Origin of the sequence: Solidesulfovibrio fructosivorans JJ] (genome assembly GCF_000179555.1) — a bacterium.
In the GTDB taxonomy this organism is placed as follows: Bacteria; Desulfobacterota; Desulfovibrionia; order Desulfovibrionales; family Desulfovibrionaceae; genus Solidesulfovibrio; species Solidesulfovibrio fructosivorans.
The window spans coordinates 63,590-82,649 of sequence record NZ_AECZ01000009.1; the positions used below are offsets into that span (position 1 = coordinate 63,590).

Sequence of the window (19,060 nt, forward strand, 5' to 3'; positions counted from 1 at the left end):
ATGACCACGGACACAGCGACCATGACCGGGCCGGTCGGACACGGCGCCGATCACGACGCCCCGGGCCTGCACGCCCTGGGCTTCTGGCTCTATCTCATGACCGACCTGATCGTGTTTTCGGCGCTTTTCGCCACGTACGTGGTGTTGGCCCCCAACACGGCCGGCGGTCCCTCGGCCAGGGAGCTCTTCCACCTGCCCGAGGTCTTCGTCGAAACCATGCTGCTGCTGACGAGCAGCGTGGTTTTCGGCTACGCCTCGCTGGCCCTTGGGGCCGGGAAAAAAGGCCTGGGTCTGGCCGGATTGGCGCTGACCTTCCTGCTGGGACTGGGCTTTATCGTCATGGAACTGGGCGAATTCCACAGGCTGATCCTGGCCGGGGCCGGACCGCAGCGCAGCGGGTTTCTTTCGGCCTTTTTCACGCTGGTCGGCACCCACGGCGCCCACGTGACCGTGGGGTTGCTGTGGCTGGCCGTCATGATGGGGCAGATCCTGACCAAGGGCCTCACCGTGCCCGTGCGTTCCCGTCTGGCCCGCCTGGGGATGTTCTGGCACTTCCTGGACATCATCTGGATCGGGCTTTTCACCGTCGTCTACCTGATGGGGGTCATGTCATGAGCCAGACGCACGCCTCCGGCGACAATGACGTCCGGGCCGGCAGCGGTTCCTTTCGGACCTACACCCTGGGCTTTGTCCTCTCCCTGGTCCTGACCGTCATCCCCTTTGCCCTGGTCATGACCGGCGCCTTGCCGCATGGTGCCACGTTGGCGTGTCTCTACGCCGCCGCCGTGATCCAGATCGTCGTCCACCTGCACTACTTCCTCCACCTGGACAGATCCTCGGGCATGTACTGGAACATGCTGTCGCTGCTGTTCACCTTCTTCATCATGTTCCTTTTCATCGGTGGATCGTTATGGATCATGTACAGCCTGCACTCCCGTATGTAAGGCCATACGGCCGGCTGCGGCGGTATGTGCTGGTTGCCAAGCCCTGGATCGTCGTCGCCAACCTGATCTCAGCGTTCGGCGGATTCGGCCTGGCCGCGAGAGGGCATCTGGAGTCGGGATTGTTGCTGGCCGTCCTGGCCGGCGTCGCCCTGGTCGTGGCCTCGGCCTGCGTCGTCAATAACGTCATCGACCGGGAAATCGACCGCAAGATGGCCAGGACCTGGAATCGGGCCCTGGCCATCGGGGCCATGTCGGGCCGGGCCGCCATGGTCTATGCCGGGGTGCTTGGCGCGGCCGGGCTGGCCGTCCTGTGGGTCGGGACCAACGCCCTGGCCACGGGGCTTACGGTTCTGGGATTCGCCGTCTACGTCGGGGCCTACAGTCTGGCCCTCAAGCGCATCTCGCCGTTGAGCACCCTGGTCGGGAGCCTGGCCGGCGCGACGCCGCCGCTTGCCGCCTACTGCGCCGTGAGCCAGCGTTTCGACCTCGGCGCGCTGCTCGTGTTGGCGCTTTTTTGTTCCTGGCAGATGCCGCACTCCTACGCCATCGCCATAAGCCGTTACGACGACTACCGCGCCGCCGGCATCCCCGTGCTGCCGGTCGCTTGCGACATCGCCACCACCAAGCGGCATATCGCCGGCCATATCCTGGTCTTCATGGTGGAGGCCCAGCTGCTGACCGTATGCGGGTATGCCGGGATGCGGTTTTTCGCGCTGGCCACGGCGCTTTCCCTGGTCTGGTTCGGTCTGGCCCGCTTCGGCGCGGGCGACGACAGGCGTCAGGCCAGGGCTGTCTACGTCTTTTCCATCCTGGTCATCGTGGCGGTCAGCCTCATGCTGGCCGTGGACGCCGCGCCTATCCCTGCCTGAAGCAGAACATCACCATCTCTTCGCCGGTCGCGTCCTTGTGGGATTTGAAAAGGGCCGCAGCTGTCTCCTGGGTCAGGTAGAGGGCCACATTGACGAAGTGGCAATCGGTAAACGTCCCGTCCACGAAGTGGGCCGCCGTGTTGACCTTGTCGCCCTCGTTGACCACGATGACGTCGCACAGGGTGAAGCGGCAGCGTTCCAGGCGGCTTGTGCCCCGGAACAACAGGCCGCCCGGGCCCTGGATCTCGCAGTGGGTAAACGTCTTGCCCTCGTTGGGAACGAGGTAGGGGGAGTAAAAGTCGCCAAGGCGGACTTTCTCGTTCTCGAAGCTGGCGCGCAAGGTGCTTGCGCCGTTGGGTTCGTAGGTAATCAGCCGCAGGTGTCTGGCCTTTTGCACCGCCGCCACGGCCAGGACCACCACCAGGGCCACGCCGGAAAAAAGCAGCGACGTCAGAATGCCGACCACCACCCAGGCCCCGACGACATAGGGCTTGAGGTGGTTGGTCAGATAGCCGATGAGCACCAGGCAGATGACCGTGGCGATGACGAAGATGGTCATCGAGTGCTTGATGAAAAACGAACTCAGCGCATTCCAGAGGCCTTCGGTCTTGCTCATAACACCACCATTTCCCGGAGTTACCACATTTCATGGCACGGAGCCCGGACCAAGTCAATCAACGCGGTTCCGGGCGGTCGCGTCGCTACGCCTCTGTGAACTTCCGACGGCTGGTTCACTTTGTCGCGCCGCCTTGTCCCCGCTTCCCTAAAAATGCTACGCACTGTCATGCTCAAAAATAGAGAAACGGGAAAAGCCGTGGCCCACACTGCGGATGGCAAAATTTGCATTATTTATAAGTCTCGAGGAACGATAATGGCAACGTTCAGACACGAAACCCGAATTTTTGTCGGCAAACTCAGGCGACTGTTCGCGGTCCATTTCCGCCAGGGGTATGTGGCCCGACAACTGCGCAACCGTCAGGGTGACTGCCACCAGTGCGGCACCTGTTGCCATTTCACGATAGCTTGCCCGATGCTGACAAAAGACCAATTGTGCCGCGTGTATGGCAAATGCCGGCCCAAAGCCTGCCGGGTCTTTCCCCTCGACCAGAAGGATATCGACGACGTGACCCGATGCGGCGGCACTTGCGGATATATTTTTGACGACGTTTCCGGAGTTCATACGGGAACAACGAGTGGAAAGAGCCGAACCGGCCGCACGCCGTAGAACCACGCTCCGCGCCCGCCAGAGCCGCCAGGTTTGGGGCGGTATCTGTCCACAAAAATGGACCCACTCCGAAAGTTGAGAATTGTCGACTTTGCGCCTCGCGCCATATCCACCCACAAGGAAAACGAGAGACCGACTCGTGACACGTTGCCCGGCCCGGACGCCATGACCCGGGAGATGGGCGCTCCATGCGGCGGGATGACAAGCTCCGGCCAGACTGCTACCGCCATCCCATGGAATGGATCATAGGCATTGCCCTTGGTATGGTCGTCGTCTTTGCCCTTGCGGCAGTCTTCGCATTGACGGCAAAGAGGCGCGGTGACGGGACGGTTCGGGGGTGGTTCGAGTTCGACAAGTACAAGGCCGGCGAAAATTCTAAGCGCAGCCTCCACGATAAGACCCGATGGCGATGACCCGGTTGCATCTGGTGGGCCGCTACGGTCGGGTACGAATTCTTCCTCCACCCTTGGCGGCCTCGCAGGAATGGGTAAAGGGTCCTGTACGGGGGGGCCAGGCGGTTGGTCCGGATGGACAAGAGAAAAGCCCGCGCGGCGGCGGCGCCAGTTTGGCGCCTCGGGCCTGTAAGTCAATTGCAGATATGGTGGGATTCTTCGAAAAAGCGCCGGGTCAGCGCCGCAGGCGGAGGGTGCTTTTTTGCGAAAGGATGTGCCTGACGACGAAATTTTTCCCGTTGGGGATGTAGTCCTCCACCCACTTTTTAGCGCCCTGTACGTCGCCGGCCATGACCATCCGCGTCATCGCGCGGTGATTGGCGATTTCGTTTTGCGTGTCGTCCCGGTCGTTTTCGATGCAGGCGATAATGACTTGCAAGGTCCGCATCAGGCTTTCTTCCAGCTCGGCAAGTTTCAAACTGCCCGTAAGCCCGACCAGCGCCTTGTGATAGTTGATATGGGCATTGGCTATGGCGACCGGATCATCGAGGTTGGCCTGGGCTTCGTAGGCGACCGTGCTCTCCTCCAGGGCGCGCAACAGGCGCTCGGGCGCCGTGGGGATGCATTCGCAGGCCCTTATCTCCAGAATCTGACGCGTCAGGAAGATATCGTCGATTTCCTCGAGCGTAAGCTTGCGCACGGACGCCCCCTTGTTCGGCAGGTGCGCCACAAGCTCTTCGGTCGCCAGGATGCGCAGGGCCTCCCGCACCGAACTGCGGGAAACGCCGAGCGAATGCGACAGCGTCATCTCCTTGAGCTGGTCGCCGGGCAGAAAGGTCCCGTCGAAAATGGCGCGCCGCAATGTCTCCGCAATCATGGCCACGCTGCTGGACTTCGCCCCTTCGGTCTCTCGGATCGTCATGACTCTTCCTGGACGTTATTTTCCCGCTTCCCAAACGACGCGGCCCCGGGAAAGGGACACGTCCACAAGCGGGGCGCCGATGGCCGTAGCCAGCTGGCCCGGATGTTCGCAATCGAAAATGGTCACATCGCCGCGCTTGCCCACATCCAGGGAACCCCGGTCGTGGCTCTTCCCCAAGGCGTAGGCGGCGTTGAGGGTCGCGCCGACAATGGCCTCGGCCGGGGTCAGCCTGAACCACGAGCAGGCCAGCGCAATGGTCAAGGGCAACGACGTGGCCTGAAACGACGAACAATAATCCGTGGCCACGGCGACAGGCACGTTGTTTTTGATAAAAAGCCTTGCGTTGGCTTTTTGCGCGTCAAGATAAAACTGTTCCGCCACCGGCAAGAGCACGGCGACGGTCGTGGTGGCGCCCACGGCGTTGATCTCGGCATCCGGCGTATAGGTGAGGTGGTCGGCGGAAAGCGCCCCCCCCGCGACCGCCGTGCGCCATCCCCGCGAATCGGAGGACGCATCCGCGTGGACGCGGACAGGTAATCCCAAAGAGGTCGAAATATCAATCAGTTCTCTGGCCTGCTCGGCTGAGAAGTCGCCATTTTCACACGAAAGGTCCTGCGACTGGGCAATGCCTTGGGCAAGCACCGCCGGGAGCATCTCGTTTTTGACGACAGCGACGTATTCTTCCGCGCTCCGTCCATCCTGGGGCGCGATATGCGCGCCGAGAAACGTGCAGACGATATCCATGGCCGTATGCGAGGCGGCCTGATGCAGCAGGCGCAGCAGGCGCAGCTCCCCACGCGTATCAAGGCCGTAGCCGGACTTGACTTCAAGGGTGGTCACTCCTCCCGCCGCGATCCGCTCAAAGGCCCGGGCGACGTTGCGCAAAAGCTCGTCGTCGCCGGCCTGGCGCGTCTTGACGATGGTGGACCAGATGCCGCCGCCCTCGGCGCGAATCTCCCTGCCGTCGGCGCCTTCGAGCCGGCGCACGTACTCCCAGTGCCGGTTGCCCGCGAAAATGGGGTGCGAATGGCATTCCACAAGTCCGGGCAGCACCGTTTTGCCGGAGGCGTCCAGCACCGGGGCGTCGTCCCCGTAGGCGCGCAGCACCTCCCGCGAATCGCCCACGGCCACGATGACGCCGCCGCGAATGGCCAGCGCGCCGTCGTGGATGATGTTCAGTTCCCCTTGCCCCCGGCCCGCCCTGGGGCGCTTCGCATCCGTAACCCGCGCGAGGCTGGCCGCGTGCGCAATGGTGATATCGCCGTTCACTGCTTCCTCTTTTCCGCATCCGGCGGCGCCAGGAAAAGGCCATCCTGGGCTGGAGCGCCGGCTCATACGAGTTCCTGGAGAATGCGCGCCGTAATGCTCGTGGCGCTCAGGGTCGGCAGTCCGGACGTGTCGCGCACCGTCCGGCGCTGCAGCTCCGTAAACCCCATGTCGTCGAGTAAAACATAGTCCGCGCCCGCCTCCCGCGCGCGCAACGCCGCCCGGACAAGGGCCTCCCGCCCGCCGTAGGGCGAAGCCGCCGCCGTGGAAACCCGCGCCGCAGAGGAGCGCCACTGCGCCGGCGCCGCTTCCATGTCTGACGCCGGGCCGATGACGCACAGATGCCCGTGGCCCGCCAGGGCGGCGACCACGGACCGGATGACCGTTATCGGTTCGATAAGCCTGGGGATGGCCCGCTTGAGCTCCGGAAACCGCCCTGAGCAAAGCAGCAGAAGGGCGTCGCACTCCGCTTCCAGCTTCCGTCCGGCGGCGATAAGGCGGGGCAGCAGAAGACGCTTGGCGACAAGCACGCCCCTTACGACCCCATCCTGCTTGCGCAGGCAGGTCTCGATGCCGGATTCTCCATCCTCCGGGACCAGCCGCGCGCACTCGCCAGCGCCCAGGCCGTCCAGGGCGCCGCGTTGCCTGAAGGCGATGCGATCCCCCAGGATGGCGCGAAACGTGGGTTCGATATCCGTGCGGGGCGCCTGCCCCAGGGTGAGTATGCCGAGAGTGATCATGTGCGTCATGCCTGGGAGGCCAGGACAAAGAGGAGCCACTCCCCCCTCGGGGAGTGGCTTCTTTTCGCGATGGCCGGGACCCTAGTTCACGGCTTTGCCATTGATGAGGGGACGCGGCAGCGCGCCGGTTTCAGCTCCCCATTTCTTGAGGATCTTACTGTAGGTGCCGTCGGCGAAAACCTTTTGCAAGGCCGCGTACACCGCATCGCGGAGCTTGGCGTTGTCCTTGCTGAAGGCGATGCCGTAAGGATTGGATTCCAGCAGCGGCCCCACGGCCACGAAGGCGCCCTTTTGCTGCACATTGGCCCAGCCCAGGGCCTCGGGGCTGAGGGCGGAAGCCTGGGCCCGGCCCTGCAGCATCTGCATGCGCGCGGAGGCCGCGGAATCCACCGCCATGATGTTGATGCCGGGCTTGCCCTTGTCGAGCAGGTTTTCCTTGTTCCACTTCTGCATGGTGGTCAGGTAGTCCGTGGAGGCGGACACCGCCAGGGTCTTGCCGCTCAGGTCTTCCAGGTTCTTGATTTTTCCGGCCAGCGCCTTGGTGGTGAAACATTGGGTGCCGGAGTTGAAGTAGTCGATGAAGTCCAGGGACTTGCGACGTTCCGCGCTGTCGGACATGCCGGAAAGGACCATGTCCACGCGCTTGGTGTTGATGGAATTGATCAACTGGTCGAAATTCTGGTCGTCAAATTCGATCTTGATGCCCAATTCCTTGGCAATGGCCTGGGCCAGTTCCACGTCGATGCCGTCCAGGGTGTCGGAGCCGGGGGCCTTGAATTCCATGGGGGGGAATATGCCGTTGACGCCGATGATGATCTTTCCGCTTTTCTGGATGGAATCGGGCAACATGTCGTGCAGCGATGCGGCAAAGGCCGTTCCGGAGAACAGCAGGGCAAAACCACACAACAACGAGGCGAGCTTTCTTTTCAGCAACGTCTTTTCCTCCAAATGATTCATGCCGCGCTTGGCAGACGGCAACCCGCGTAAAAAAACCGCAACAGCCTATGCGATCGCTCCAAGGAACGCCTTGGTGCGCTCGTGTCGGGGGTTTTCAAAAACCTCCGACGGAGTTCCCTCTTCCACCACGCGGCCGTGGTCCATAAGCGCCACCTTATGGGCCACGTTTTTCGCGAACTCCATTTCGTGGGTCACGATGACCATGGTCATGCCGCTTTCGGCCAGGTCGCGCATAACGGTAAGCACCTCGCCCACAAGCTCGGGGTCCAGTGCGCTCGTCGGTTCGTCAAAGAGCATCAGCTCGGGCTCCATGGCCAACGACCGGGCAATGGCCACGCGTTGCTGCTGTCCGCCGGAAAGTTGTTTGGGAAAACGATCCGCCCAATCCCGCAGCCCGACCTGCGTCAGGAGCGCATAGGCGCGCTGCCGCATTTTGCGGGGATCTTCCTTTTTGACGGTGACGGGGCCCTCGATGATGTTTTCCAGGACAGTCATATGCGGGAACAGGTTGAAGTTCTGGAAAACCATGCCGATGCGTGTGCGTATTTTGCAGAGCTCTTTTTCGCTCTGCTCGTACAGCCGCCCCTTGCGTTCATTGAATCCGATCAGCGATCCGTCGACGTAGATGCGCCCGGCATTGATCGTTTCCAGATGATTGATGCAGCGCAGGAAGGTGCTTTTTCCGGAGCCCGAGGGGCCGAGCAGGCACAGCACTTCGCCTTTTTCCACGTCGATGTTGATGCCTTTGAGGATTTCGTGGTCGCCGTACGACTTATGGACGTTGACCGTATGCAACATGGGGACATCCTGTCGCATGGCTAGGCTCCGCACCGTTGTCTTTTGCCGAAGGTGTTTTCCCGGAGGGTCTCCAGGAAACCGCGTTGGGTGGCAAAGGCATGGCCGCGGGCGAAGCGCCGCTCGATACCGACCTGCACGACGCTGAGGATGGTCACGACAATCAGATACCAGCCGGTGGCGACGATAAGCAGCTCCATGACCTTGGCATTGACGAAATAGATGATCTGGGCCTTGTGCAACAGCTCGGTGTAGGCGATGGCGCTGGCCATGGAGGACGTTTTGAGCAGGCCGATGAATTCGTTGCCGATGGGCGGCACGATAACGCGCATGGCCTGCGGCAGGACGATGCGGCGCATGGCCATAAGACGGGTCATGCCGAGGGACGTGGCGGCGTCTATCTGGCCCTTGTCGACGGAGAGGATGCCGCCGCGCACGATTTCCGTCAGATACGCGCCCTCGTTAAGGCCCAGCCCGAGCAGGGCGGCCATGAAGGGCGTCATCACGTCCACCATGCGGTATTGCGCGAAGCCCAGATTCACCACGGGAAAGATGAGCGCCAGATTGAACCAGATCAGCAGCTGCAAATAGACGGGGGCCCCCCGGAACAGCCAGATGTACCATCCTGAAAACATGCGGGAAACGGGGTTTTGGGAAAGGCGCATGATGGCGAAGATCACGCCCAGCGCCATACCCATGAGCATGGAGCAGGCCGTGATGAGGATGGTGTTTGCCAGTCCCTTGAGAAGCGCGGTCGAAAAAAAGAACTCCTCCACCACGGACCAGTCGATTTGGCCCACGATGAAAGCGTTCACGATAAGTCCCATCAGGCCTATCAGAAGAATGCCGGAAACCCACCGTCCGTAATGGCGGAGAGGAATGATTTTGTCGTTGGTCACCATGTTTTTTCCAAATCCAAAAGTCAAAAAAGCCGCTCTCCGCTTGGTCGCCGAGGGGAAACCGCAAAGAATGTCCGACAATTTTTGTCGGACAATTTCTGCCCCGCGATGCGGCTGCCGTCAAGTCAAATTACGGTGCGATGACAAATATGACAAAACCGGACGGATTCTTTTCTCGACGTGCCGGCTCGGCTCCGGCCCCGGGCGCCGTCAAATGAAATGGGCTGTCGCATCAAGCGACAGCCCATTTCATTTGACGTCCCAGGTCCCTTTGCTCGCTCCAAGGCTGTGGCGCGACAGGGGAGGGGCGCGACGTCGTATCCCCGGCCCCTTTCCCCAAGGGATCGGGTCGGGATGCCCCGGCTGGATAAAATTCTTAGAACCGCTTCGTCAGCGTCAGCGTGCCAATGCTTCCCTGCGAACTGTTTTGTCCGGAGAATTCTTTTAAGAAGCGCAGGGAAACGGAAGTGGTGTACGCCGGAATGTCAAAGGCGACTTCCGGCCCGATGCCATAGATCGTCGTGCGATCATCCGTTGCGCCGCTGCCGCTGTCATCGGTCGTTTGCCAGGAGCAGTAGCCCGCGGCGCCGACCGTCATGGTCTTGTTGAAGGTTTTTCCGACACCCCATTCGAAATGGAAATCATTTCCAGGGGTAATGTTCGTTTCGTTTTGCTCCGTGTTCACTTCGTACCGGGACAGGATGGACGCGCTCCAGGTCCTTTCCGTGTCGAAATAAACGGTTGCGCCCGCAGTGAACATCACCGTGTAAAACCCCTTGCCGGGACTAGCCGGATGATTCTTGCTGAAATAACCGGTCGGGATGTACAGGCCCGCTCCAATGGCGGCGTCATACCTGTCCCCATGCCAACTGAGAAGCAGGGGTTCAATCAGGATGTCGCCCAGGCCGAACATGTCCTCACTGGTGCGCGGGGAGGATTGCCCTGTTTTGAAGGAGCTGTCGGTATATTGAAAAGGCACGACGGCATCGAAGAGGAGATTGCCTCCAAGCACCGAAATATTCGATGAGTATATGAGACGCGTGACCTGGCAATAAACATTGAGCTTGAAGTCGTTGTTGACAATTTTATTGTTCTTGTCCCGGTACTCCGGCGCGTTGTAATAGACGGAATACTCTCTGACGTAAAAACCTTCGGGAGGCAATGTGGCCGCTTTGATCCCTTCGACGCCGTTGACATAGTGCCCGGTGCTGGCAAACGCCAAGCCGCACGATAAGGAATACACCACAAGAAAAAGAAAACATGCCCGTTTCATAAATATCCCTCCAGTGTTTTTCCGCAATAGGGAACAAGCCGTCCTCCGCTTCCCACACGACAGGCTTGTTGCCGCAATGGTCCCCTGATCCGGCGGCATTCCGACTTCGAAGCGGAATCCAAAGCGCCATGCGCCTGCAAGCTGTGCCGTCCGCCCCCCTTGCCGGCATGCCGCCTCAGCCTTCGCGGAAGGCGATGCCGAACCCGCCGTTCGGGTAATGCCAAGTGAGCGCGCCGGGGCTGGCCAGGGCGCGGCAGGTGCCGCATTCCAGGCAGGCCGCGAACAAAACGCCGATGGTGCCGTCCTCGTTTTCGGAATAGACGTGGGCGGGGCACACCCGGACCAGCAATTTCCCCGTGCCGGTCTTTCGGGCGATTTCCTGGTTGACTTCTATGTGCGAGTGCTCGTCGACGACGTACGTGTTGCCCGCCAGACGTTGCGTGACATCTCCAAAGATCGTCATGTCCTTTCTCCCTAAAGCGCCCTGACGGCCTTGAGCATGTCCCCGAGGGCCGTAAGCAGCTTGATCTTCGAGCGCTTGAACGCGCTTGTCGCCGTGGCCGCGATGTGTTTGCGGGGCGTGGTGTCGCAGCTGTAGATGTCGTGGAAGATGTCGGTGAGCAGCAGGCCGTAGTCCTGGTACATGCGCGGCACTTCGAGGACGTTTGGCGCCTTGGCGTAGGTCTTCATGTCGGCGCCCACGAACGTGGCGTCGAGCTGCTTGCGATAGTCGTCCATGTCCTGCTGGCCGTAGCTGCCGCGCTTAAGCGCCTTGACGATGGTCTTGGCGGCGGCGATGCCGGAGCCGGCGGCCAGGTCCATGCCGCGGATGGTCAGGCCGGTGTTGAGCGTGAAGCCGGCGGCGTCGCCGATGATGAGGAACCCCGGCCGGGCGAGGTCGTGGGAGGTCATGGCCGGGCCGTTTTCGATCGTCAGGTGGCAGCCGTATTCCAGCAGCTCACCGTCGCGCAAAAGCGGCGCGATGGCCGGGTGGCCCAGAAAATTGTCGTGCACCTCGCTCGACGTGAGCCCCTTGGCCTCCAGGTCGTCGAGGCGCAGCACCACGCCGACGCTGATCGACTCCTTGTTGGTGTAGAGAAAGCCGCCGCCCGCCGCCGTCTTGGTGCAGTCGCCGACGAGGGCGTAGGCGACCCCGTCGTTGCCGGTGACGTTGAAGCGGTCCTCGATGACTTTGACGGGCAGGCCGATCACGCTTTTGACGCCGACGGCCAGGTTCTGGGCCGGCTCCTTGGCGCGGATGCCGGCCTGCTGGGCGATAAACGAATTGACGCCGTCGGCGGCGACCACCACATGGGCGTGGAGTTCGTCCTCGCCGGCCTTGACGCCGACCACCTGCCCGTTCTCGAACAGCAGGCTGTCGACCCGGATGCCCGGCATCACCATGACGCCGGCATTCTCGCATTGCTCGGCCAACCAGGCGTCCAGCTTGGCGCGCAGCACTGTCACCGCGTTGACGGGATCGCCCAGGCGCTGGTCCCAGTAGTCGACATTGAAGTGCGACGTCGGGTTGAGGAAGGAGAGCACATTGCGCGTGATGCGGCGCTCCACCGGGGCCTCCCCGACAAAATCCGGGAAGACCTGTTCCATCACCCGGCAGTAGAAGATCCCTCCCGAGAGGTTTTTTGCGCCGGGCTGCCCGCCGCGTTCGATCAAAATGACTTGCTTGCCCGCTTGCGCCAGTTGGTGGGCGCAGACGGTGCCGGCCACGCCGCCGCCGATCACGATGACGTCGGCATCGACCTCGAGTGCTTCTTCAGCCATCAGGTTTCTCTCCCCCAAAACCGTCATTGAAACGGGTGGGCCGGGCCGCCCGGTTTCGCGCGGCCCGGCTTTCAAACGCATACGGAATCAGAGCGCGCCGGCGTTGACTTTCTCGGCGATGTCGTCGGCCGACAGCCAGCCCGATGTCAGGGCGAAGCCGTTGGCCGAGCCCGGAATCGTCAGTTGGTAGCTTTCGCCGAACAGGCCGCCCGCGTCGCAACCGACGCTGTAGAGGCCTGGAATGACCCCACCATTGGCGTCGAGGACCTGCATGTATTCATTGATCTTGATGGCGCCGACGCTGACCATGATGCCGGGTTCCATCTTGATGGCGTAAAAGGGGCCACGATTGCAGGGAAAGAGATACTTCGGGTCCTTGCGGTACTTCTTGTCCTCGCCGGCACTGACGTAGCCGTTGTACTCCCCGACTTCCGAGCGCAGCACCTCTGGAGCGACACCGATCTTGCCGGCCAGCGCCTCGAGGGTCTCTCCCTTGTAGACGTTGGTGCAGCTGTCGTTTGCGGCGTCAGCCTCAAGTTCCCCGGGCAGATGGATCAGTTTTTCGTAGTTGCGGACGTAGATGCCGAGACCGACAAAGTTGCCCTTGTTGACCAGCCTGTCGATGAAGTCCTGATCGAGGATGCACCAGAACATCGCGTCCGGCAGGCCCACCATGAGGTCGCCGGCATTGCCGAAGTTGAGCCCCACGGTCTCGTTGGTGAAACGCCGGCCGTGCTTGTCGACCCATAACGAGGGCTGCATGCCGGCGTTGTTGACATGGCTGGTGACGGTTTTGTCACGCATCAGAGGAAAGAACACCATGGTGCCGATATTGGAGTTCTCGACGGCGCCGACCTCCTGCATCATCTTGAGGCCGTCGCCGGTGTTCCCTTTCCCGCCGGCATTGATGACGTGCTCGCCGATCTTGAACTTGCCGTACTTGTTGATCAGCGCGGGATTGGCGGCGTAGCCGCCGGAGCCGACCACGACGGCCCTGGCCCCGAGCCTGACGGTCTCGCCGTCGGCGTCCTTGGCGACCACGCCCTTGATCTTGCCGTCCTCGCCCCGCAGGATCCTGGTCGCGGGGGTGGACAGGAAGATGTCGACGCCGCGGCGGCGGGCGTCCGCTTCGAGCAGCTCGAGCAGATGCGCGACCTCGCCTTCGGGCAGGTGCCAGGTGACGAGTTCGCCGGGCTGCTCGGGCGCGGTGATGGTGACGTCCTCATAGACGGCTCCCACCTCGTCACGCATTTTCGTGATGGTGGTGGCGGCGTTCTCGACGAAGCGGTTTACCAGCGCCGAATCGCAGCGCCAGTGCGAGTAGTCGATGTAGGCCGTGTAGGCTTCTTGCTTGGTGACCGTGATGCCGCGTTTTTTCTGTTCGTCGGACTCGAAGGCCGCGTGGCCCTCGGCAAAGGCCGAGCTGCCGCCGAGTTGCTCTTCCTTTTCGAGCACGGCGCAGGTCAGGCCGTTTTTGGCGGCCTGCACGGCGGCCGACAGGCCCGAGCCGCCGCCGCCGATCACGATGACGTCGTAGTGGGAATCGAACTCTTCAGCCATGTCACTTCTCCTCCTGGCTTGGGTTGACCGGACGTTATTTGCCAAGGGCCGCCCGCAGGGCGGGGACGACCTCGTAGAGATCGCCCACGATGCCGAAGTCGGCGGCCTTGAAGATCGGCGCGTCGGGGTCGTTGTTGATGCCGACGACGACCTTGGTCCCCCGGATGCCTTCCAGGTGTTGCGGGGCTCCCTGGATGCCGACGGCGATGTAGAGCCGGGGCGTGATATGCTGGCCGGACCGGCCCACATAGCGCTCCTTTTCGACCCAGCCCAGGTCGTCGGCGACGGGCATGCTGCAGCCGATTTCGGCGCCGAGGGCCGTGGCGAGGCCCTGGATGAGCGTCAGGTCGTCCTTTTTCTTCAGACCGCGTCCGACCGAGACGACCACGCTGGCCTTGGTGATGCCCGCATCGGCGCCGGCGGCCGGTTCGGTCTTCTCGAGCCTGATGTCGGCGACGCCATCGGCGGCGACCGTCTCGATGGGAGCCGGGGAGCAGGGCGTCCGCTCGACATCGCCTCCGGCATAGAAGGTGACCACGGGCCCGGCGGACGCGATCGTCTCGATGACCCGGCCGTCCAGGTCCGCGCGCTCCAAAAGGGTGGTCTCGCCAGCGGCTGACAGCTTCAGGCCGCGCGGGATCATGGCCGCGCCGAGCTTCACCGCTGTCGCGCCGGCAAGGACGCGTCCCGCGGCGGAAGCGCTGGCGACGACCGCCCCGGGCGCGTCGGCCGCGATCAGACGGGCGACCGGGCCGGCGTAGGCTTCGGCCGGACGCCCCTGTTCCGTCTCGACCCACTTCACCGCGTCGGGGCCGGCGGCCGCGGCGGCCTCGGCCAGGGCGCGCGGTCCGATAACGGCCGCGATGACCTTCCCGCCCAGTCCCTTGGCCATGGCCACCAGGGCGGGCGTCTGCTTTTCCTCCGTCACGATGATCCATGCCTGGCTCATTTGGCCTCTCCTTTCTCGCTGTCCGCGTAAGTGCCCATCATGCTCACAACACCCCTTCGCCCCGCAGGGCTTCGACGAGCTGCGCGGCCGCCGCGGGAGGCGCGCCCTCGAAGAGACGGGCGGCGGTGGTTTCGGGCAATCTGGTGGCCCGGCTCGAAACCGCCTCGGCTCCACCGGCCCCGATGTCGGCGAGGGTCAGCTTGCTGACGGGCCGCTTGCGGGCCATCAGCTGCTCCTTCATGCCGGGGACTTTTTTCTCGGGGGAGGCGGCGCTGACCGCGACGACGGCTGGAGCGGCAAGGCTTACGGTCTCCACGTCCTTGCCCAGCTTGCGGGTGATGCGCACGCGCCCGTCGACGGCTTCGGCGCTGTCGACGTGGGCGACGGCCGGCCAGCCCAGCAGTCCGGCGAGGGCCGCCGGGACGCCGGCGTATTCCTCGGAGTCGCCGATCGTGACGATGTCCACGTCGCCGATCTTTCTGACGGTGGCGGCAATGACCGCCGCCGTGGCCGCATTGTCGACGAGGTTGGGCGCGTCGGCGATCGAGACGGCCTCCTTCACGCCGCGGGCCAGCACCCAGCTGGCGTCGCCGTCGCCGATGGTCAGGCCGATGATCTCTCCCCCGTCCGCAATGGCCTTGGCGGCCTCGAGCGCGGCGAAATCGTCCTCGCCGGGGCTCATCTTCGCGTTGCGCCAATCCACGGATCCGTCGTTTCTGACGGCCGCGTCCTTGGCATCCCTGGCCCACTTGTAAACAATGACTGTTTTCATCCTTGCTGATGCCTCCATGGCGAAAGCCAATGTGCAGGTTGCTCTCGTGATTTCGTGATGAAAGTGACGTCTTGTACGCACGGATGCTTCTAAAGAAACGCACACTGTCCAGGTTTGTCCTTAGCCATTGGTGTAAAAGTGCTAGCATGAATTGTTTGTTGCAGTCCTATACTTTGTGTGGTAGTGATTTATTCACGAGCATTATTAATTGTTTTATTGTCATTGATAGATTCAATTTATGAATTGCCGGCGAGCGCACCTTTGCCAAAGTGCAACCATCTTTCGGGGGGGGCAGGAGTATGGACATTCAAAGAGGCGCATCGCGTCCGGGCCGATGTTAACGCCAGCCGCAACCGCAGGAGCCGCCTTGCCGCGTCGCGCTGTGACGAGGGTTTCTTTCCGGCTTCTTCGCCAACGCCGGACGCGCCTCGGGGCGGGCGCGCGTCCTCCCGTGTCCGCCCCGGCACGCGGCAACAGGGCCACGCCAGCGAACGGGGCTGTCGCCTTGTGTGTTCTTTTCCCCGGGCGTATGGCTGAAGCCTTGGTTCTTGCGGGATGCGCGGTTGGCCGGAGGCTCTTTCCCGGGGGCTGTGGGGAGGAAGCGGTTTTACGAGGGGAATTTCTGTCTATTTAATTGTGAAAAAAAGCACATAAAACATGAAGTCGCGGAGGTCGCTATGTTTGACTTTCGTCAACTGCGCTGTTTCATAGCCGTTGCGCGGCAGCTGCATTTTAACCGCGCGGCAAATGAACTCCATATAACGCAGCCGTCATTAACGCACACTATAAAACAACTTGAGCAGAGCCTTGGCGTTGTCTTGTTCGAGCGAACGACACGAACAGTAGGGCTTACAGCTGCGGGGCGCGCTTTTTATAAAGAGGCCATTCGCATGCAGGAGCAGATGGAACTGGCCTGCCAGGCCGCCAGACGGGCCGCACAGGGCGAACAAGGCCGTTTGACCATCGGCTTTGTAACGACAGCGATCCTGTGTGATCTCAAGCGCATGATCCGCCTGTTTCATGAGCGGTTTCCGCATGTCGAGCTGGTGCTGCGGGAGATGCTCATTGGTGATCTTCTGGACAAGTTGCATTCGGATTCGCTGGATTTGATCTGCAGCGACGGGGACGTGACAGACGAAGCCTTTGACTCGTGCCCGATCGCCAGCCCATCGATGGTCTTGGCCGTCCATCGCTCCAATGCCCTGGCGTCTTGCCGCACGGTCACCCTTGCCCAGGCGATGCATCAGCCTTTTGTCGTGGCCACCGACCACCCGGCGCACAACCTGCAACGCAGGATGATCCAGGCGTGCCAGAAGGCCGACTTTACTCCGGCCATACGGGAATGCGCCGACAGCGTGCCCTGCGCGGTGGCTTTGGTGGAAGCGAAGCTGGGGGTGGCGATGGTCTACAATATTCCGACCTGTCGCCCGGCCGACGTGGTCTACAAAAAGCTCCTGAACAGCGACATGGAAGACGTCCGCATGCATTTGTGCTGGCGTCGTGGGGCATTAAGTCCGGCGGCGGCCAATTTCGTGCAGCTGGGCTAGGGCCTGGTCCAGCCATCGTCGCCGGGAGGACGCGATGGGACGGGAACCACGGCGGGATGGAGAGTCATCCGGGCCGCTTCCCGTCCGCGGCCGGGAGCTTCCCCGTGCGGCGCCGATCCTTTGCGCCTAGCCTCATGGGCCGTTCCCAAGAATCCGGCTGGGAATAGAACCGCTTTGCAACATGGCCTTTTTTTGGCATTTTCAGGGACCGGGGCTGCGCGCCCCTGCCAAGGAGTTTCCCATGTTGCCCCCTGCGCTGCATTTCCTTTCGCCACGCCGCCAAACATACCTGACAGGCCTGCTCGAGCATTACCGGCCCGTTGCCTGGGGCATGTCCCTTTTGAGCGAAGCCCTCAAGCACGCCATCACCAAACGCCCGGACAAGGGATTTCGCGTCCTGACCGGCGAGATCGACAACCTCGAGGCCGAGGCCGACAAAGTCAAACGCCACATCCGCAACCATCTGCCGGTCGCTTGGTTCATGGTCGTCGACAAGACGCTCTTCCTGGACTACACGCGCCGCCAGGACAACATCCTCGATGCGGTCCAGGAAGCCACGACCTGGCTCGCCTTGTCTTCCTTGGAGGTGCCCGGGCCTCTGGCAGAAGCCATGATGACCAGCGTCGCCGAAGCGGCCGAGACCGTGGCCCTGTTGCATGCGGCGCTTTCCGCCACCATCGAGGGGATCCTGCACAAGCGCGGCGATCGCGGCGCCATCAAGGCCCATATCCAGACCGTGCGCCAGCAACATCTGAAAGTGGTCAAGGCCAAGCGTGGCCTGATCGCCGCCGCCTACGCCTCGGACATGGAATTCGGGGCCGTCTACCGGATCATCCGCTTCGTGGAATACGTCTTCCGGGCCAGCCACAACGCCGAAAGCTGCGCCGATATCCTGCGGGCCATGCTGGCGCGTTAAGCAAGGGCGCGCGACAGCGTGGCTGGGACCCCCTGTGACAGGGGTTCCCAGCGCGCATTATCCCGGGAAGAAATATTTCAGCCCGGGCACGCGCCGGGCGATGGCGTACAGGAGCAGGCAGGCGGCGAAGGCCAGGGGCGTGTGGACGCACACGCTCATGAAGAGCGTCGTCGGGCCGATGAAATGGGTCAGGCGGGAGAGCGCCAGGATGTGGTAGATGTAGACGGAAAAGGTCGCCCCGGCCAGGAAGCGCAGCGCCTTGGGCGAGTTCCCGGTCAGGCTTTGAAGGCATAGCTTGAAGAGACAGGCGCATAAGAGCAGCACGAGGGGCGCGTCCGGATCGTAAAAGCGCACGTCCAGCCGGTCGAAGGGAAGGGAGAAATCGGCCGTGAGCCCGGCCGTGGCGACGATGGCGACCACCATGCCGCAGAGGAGAAATAGCGGCGGAACGCGTCGGGGCGAGGCGGCAAGCACGTAGCCCAGGACGAAATAGCCGGTGTGCGGGAGAAAAAGCATGTTCGCCACCGGAATCGTCACATCCAGGAAGCGCAGCCAGGGAGCGACGACGCGATACGCCGCCCACAAGGCCACGAACAGCCACGCCGCGCGTTTATCGGCGGCGACCGGCCGCAGGATCGGGGCCACGAGCGCCAGCCCCAGAAATTCCCACATGAACCACAGGTGAAAGCCCAGGTTGGCCCGCACGTTGTAAAGGACGGTGTTGAAAAGTTCCGTCGGGTCGCCCTGGCTGATGGCCAGCGCCTTGTAGGCGGCAAGCCCGCCCAAAAGCGGCAGGCCGTAGCGCACGGCCACCCGGCCGAAATGGGCCGGCAGGGACGGGAAATCGCGGCGCAGCATCAGCGCCCCGCTGATCATGAAAAAAAGCGGCACGGCCTGGCGCGTGGCGGCGCTCAAGAGGTTGGCCGCCATCCAGGTCAGGGAATCGTCCACCCGCTCGACGTTCGGCACCAGGGCATGCAGCAGCACGACGCTGACGCAGCCGATGACTTTCAAGGCGTCCAGGGAACACAGACGGTTATGCGGTCCCGTGGTCGGGGCGGCGGAGATGGATGGCTGCACGCGGTGGTCGTCGGGCTGCTTGACGGACGGCCGGCATGGACGTCCAAAGTGTATGCCCGGCGCGGCGCACGGTAGGGCATGCCCGCCGAGGCGTCAAATGAGGGGGGGGAGGGGATGAGGATGCCGGGGGGAACCCTTTTCTGAAGAAAAGGGTTCCCCCCGGACCCCCTTC

20 protein-coding genes are annotated in these 19,060 nt (G+C 62.5%); 5 read left to right on the forward strand and 15 right to left on the reverse strand.

Translation table 11 applies throughout. The features are described 5' to 3' along the window. Genes cyoC through cyoE form a run of 3 tightly spaced genes read left to right on the forward strand, consistent with a single transcriptional unit; the run spans position 1 to position 1,813 of the window. On the forward strand, positions 1 to 615 hold the full coding sequence (gene cyoC / locus DESFRDRAFT_RS08185; protein ID WP_005992910.1) for a cytochrome o ubiquinol oxidase subunit III: 615 nt from the start codon (positions 1 to 3) through the stop codon (positions 613 to 615). Next, a complete protein-coding gene (cyoD, locus tag DESFRDRAFT_RS08190) occupies positions 612 to 944 on the forward strand; it encodes a cytochrome o ubiquinol oxidase subunit IV (RefSeq protein WP_005992911.1) in 333 nt (110 codons plus the stop codon). Before cyoC ends, cyoD begins: the two co-directional genes overlap by 4 nt. A 26-nt stretch (positions 945 to 970) precedes the next feature. Further along, positions 971 to 1,813 (forward strand): heme o synthase, encoded by an 843-nt coding sequence (cyoE, locus tag DESFRDRAFT_RS08195; protein ID WP_233489586.1) that lies wholly within the window; start codon positions 971 to 973, stop codon positions 1,811 to 1,813. Here the strand turns inward: cyoE and DESFRDRAFT_RS08200 are convergent. The 14 genes from DESFRDRAFT_RS08200 to DESFRDRAFT_RS08265 all read right to left on the reverse strand — a co-directional run bounded on the left by DESFRDRAFT_RS08200 (position 1,800) and on the right by DESFRDRAFT_RS08265 (position 15,345). Continuing rightward, a complete protein-coding gene (locus DESFRDRAFT_RS08200) occupies positions 1,800 to 2,429 on the reverse strand; it encodes a hypothetical protein (RefSeq protein ID WP_005992913.1) in 630 nt (209 codons plus the stop codon). The two genes, cyoE and DESFRDRAFT_RS08200, sit on opposite strands and share 14 nt — an antisense overlap. Before the next feature lie 156 nt (positions 2,430 to 2,585). Continuing rightward, the gene (locus tag DESFRDRAFT_RS22520; RefSeq protein WP_158306966.1) at positions 2,586 to 2,993 is read right to left on the reverse strand and encodes a hypothetical protein; all 408 of its coding nucleotides are present in this window, start codon (positions 2,991 to 2,993) and stop codon (positions 2,586 to 2,588) included. A gap of 672 nt (positions 2,994 to 3,665) precedes the next feature. Continuing rightward, positions 3,666 to 4,352 carry a GntR family transcriptional regulator gene (locus DESFRDRAFT_RS08210; RefSeq protein WP_005992916.1) on the reverse strand — a complete coding sequence of 229 codons (687 nt, stop codon included), beginning with the start codon at positions 4,350 to 4,352 and terminating at the stop codon, positions 3,666 to 3,668. 15 nt (positions 4,353 to 4,367) lie between these two features. Continuing rightward, positions 4,368 to 5,621 carry an imidazolonepropionase gene (gene hutI / locus DESFRDRAFT_RS08215; protein WP_005992918.1) on the reverse strand — a complete coding sequence of 418 codons (1,254 nt, stop codon included), beginning with the start codon at positions 5,619 to 5,621 and terminating at the stop codon, positions 4,368 to 4,370. Positions 5,622 to 5,683: 62 nt separating this feature from the next. Continuing rightward, positions 5,684 to 6,367, reverse strand: a complete 684-nt coding sequence (locus DESFRDRAFT_RS08220) for an AroM family protein (protein ID WP_144004977.1) — start codon at positions 6,365 to 6,367, stop codon at positions 5,684 to 5,686. A gap of 72 nt (positions 6,368 to 6,439) precedes the next feature. Further along, positions 6,440 to 7,315 carry an ABC transporter substrate-binding protein gene (locus DESFRDRAFT_RS08225; RefSeq protein WP_005992921.1) on the reverse strand — a complete coding sequence of 292 codons (876 nt, stop codon included), beginning with the start codon at positions 7,313 to 7,315 and terminating at the stop codon, positions 6,440 to 6,442. A gap of 45 nt (positions 7,316 to 7,360) precedes the next feature. After that, positions 7,361 to 8,131, reverse strand: coding sequence for an amino acid ABC transporter ATP-binding protein (locus DESFRDRAFT_RS08230; RefSeq protein ID WP_005992922.1), 771 nt, complete (start codon positions 8,129 to 8,131; stop codon positions 7,361 to 7,363). Between the two features lie 2 nt (positions 8,132 to 8,133). Further along, entirely contained in the window at positions 8,134 to 8,925 is a 792-nt protein-coding gene (locus tag DESFRDRAFT_RS08235; protein ID WP_233489587.1) for an amino acid ABC transporter permease, read from the reverse strand. A gap of 460 nt (positions 8,926 to 9,385) precedes the next feature. Further along, the gene (locus tag DESFRDRAFT_RS08240; RefSeq protein ID WP_005992924.1) at positions 9,386 to 10,282 is read right to left on the reverse strand and encodes a SphA family protein; all 897 of its coding nucleotides are present in this window, start codon (positions 10,280 to 10,282) and stop codon (positions 9,386 to 9,388) included. A gap of 175 nt (positions 10,283 to 10,457) precedes the next feature. Next, positions 10,458 to 10,745 (reverse strand): ferredoxin family protein, encoded by a 288-nt coding sequence (locus tag DESFRDRAFT_RS08245; RefSeq protein WP_005992925.1) that lies wholly within the window; start codon positions 10,743 to 10,745, stop codon positions 10,458 to 10,460. Positions 10,746 to 10,756: 11 nt separating this feature from the next. Further along, positions 10,757 to 12,064: an FAD-dependent oxidoreductase gene (locus DESFRDRAFT_RS08250; RefSeq protein WP_005992926.1), complete on the reverse strand. Its 1,308-nt coding sequence runs from the start codon at positions 12,062 to 12,064 to the stop codon at positions 10,757 to 10,759. Positions 12,065 to 12,151: 87 nt separating this feature from the next. Beyond that, positions 12,152 to 13,624: an FAD-dependent oxidoreductase gene (locus tag DESFRDRAFT_RS08255; RefSeq protein ID WP_005992927.1), complete on the reverse strand. Its 1,473-nt coding sequence runs from the start codon at positions 13,622 to 13,624 to the stop codon at positions 12,152 to 12,154. A 34-nt stretch (positions 13,625 to 13,658) separates the two neighbouring features. Continuing rightward, the gene (locus tag DESFRDRAFT_RS08260; RefSeq protein WP_005992928.1) at positions 13,659 to 14,573 is read right to left on the reverse strand and encodes an electron transfer flavoprotein subunit alpha/FixB family protein; all 915 of its coding nucleotides are present in this window, start codon (positions 14,571 to 14,573) and stop codon (positions 13,659 to 13,661) included. 43 nt (positions 14,574 to 14,616) lie between these two features. After that, positions 14,617 to 15,345: an Electron transfer flavoprotein alpha/beta-subunit gene (locus DESFRDRAFT_RS08265; protein ID WP_005992930.1), complete on the reverse strand. Its 729-nt coding sequence runs from the start codon at positions 15,343 to 15,345 to the stop codon at positions 14,617 to 14,619. A 677-nt stretch (positions 15,346 to 16,022) separates the two neighbouring features. Here DESFRDRAFT_RS08265 and DESFRDRAFT_RS08270 point away from each other — a divergent pair. Next, the gene (locus tag DESFRDRAFT_RS08270) at positions 16,023 to 16,892 is read left to right on the forward strand and encodes a LysR family transcriptional regulator (protein ID WP_081458444.1); all 870 of its coding nucleotides are present in this window, start codon (positions 16,023 to 16,025) and stop codon (positions 16,890 to 16,892) included. Between the two features lie 241 nt (positions 16,893 to 17,133). Further along, positions 17,134 to 17,808, forward strand: coding sequence for a DUF47 domain-containing protein (locus DESFRDRAFT_RS08275; RefSeq protein ID WP_005992934.1), 675 nt, complete (start codon positions 17,134 to 17,136; stop codon positions 17,806 to 17,808). Between the two features lie 57 nt (positions 17,809 to 17,865). Here the strand turns inward: DESFRDRAFT_RS08275 and DESFRDRAFT_RS08280 are convergent, their stop codons facing one another. After that, complete coding sequence (locus DESFRDRAFT_RS08280) at positions 17,866 to 18,888, reverse strand: acyltransferase (RefSeq protein WP_005992936.1); 1,023 nt, start codon at positions 18,886 to 18,888, stop codon at positions 17,866 to 17,868. Positions 18,889 to 19,060 lie beyond the last annotated feature (172 nt).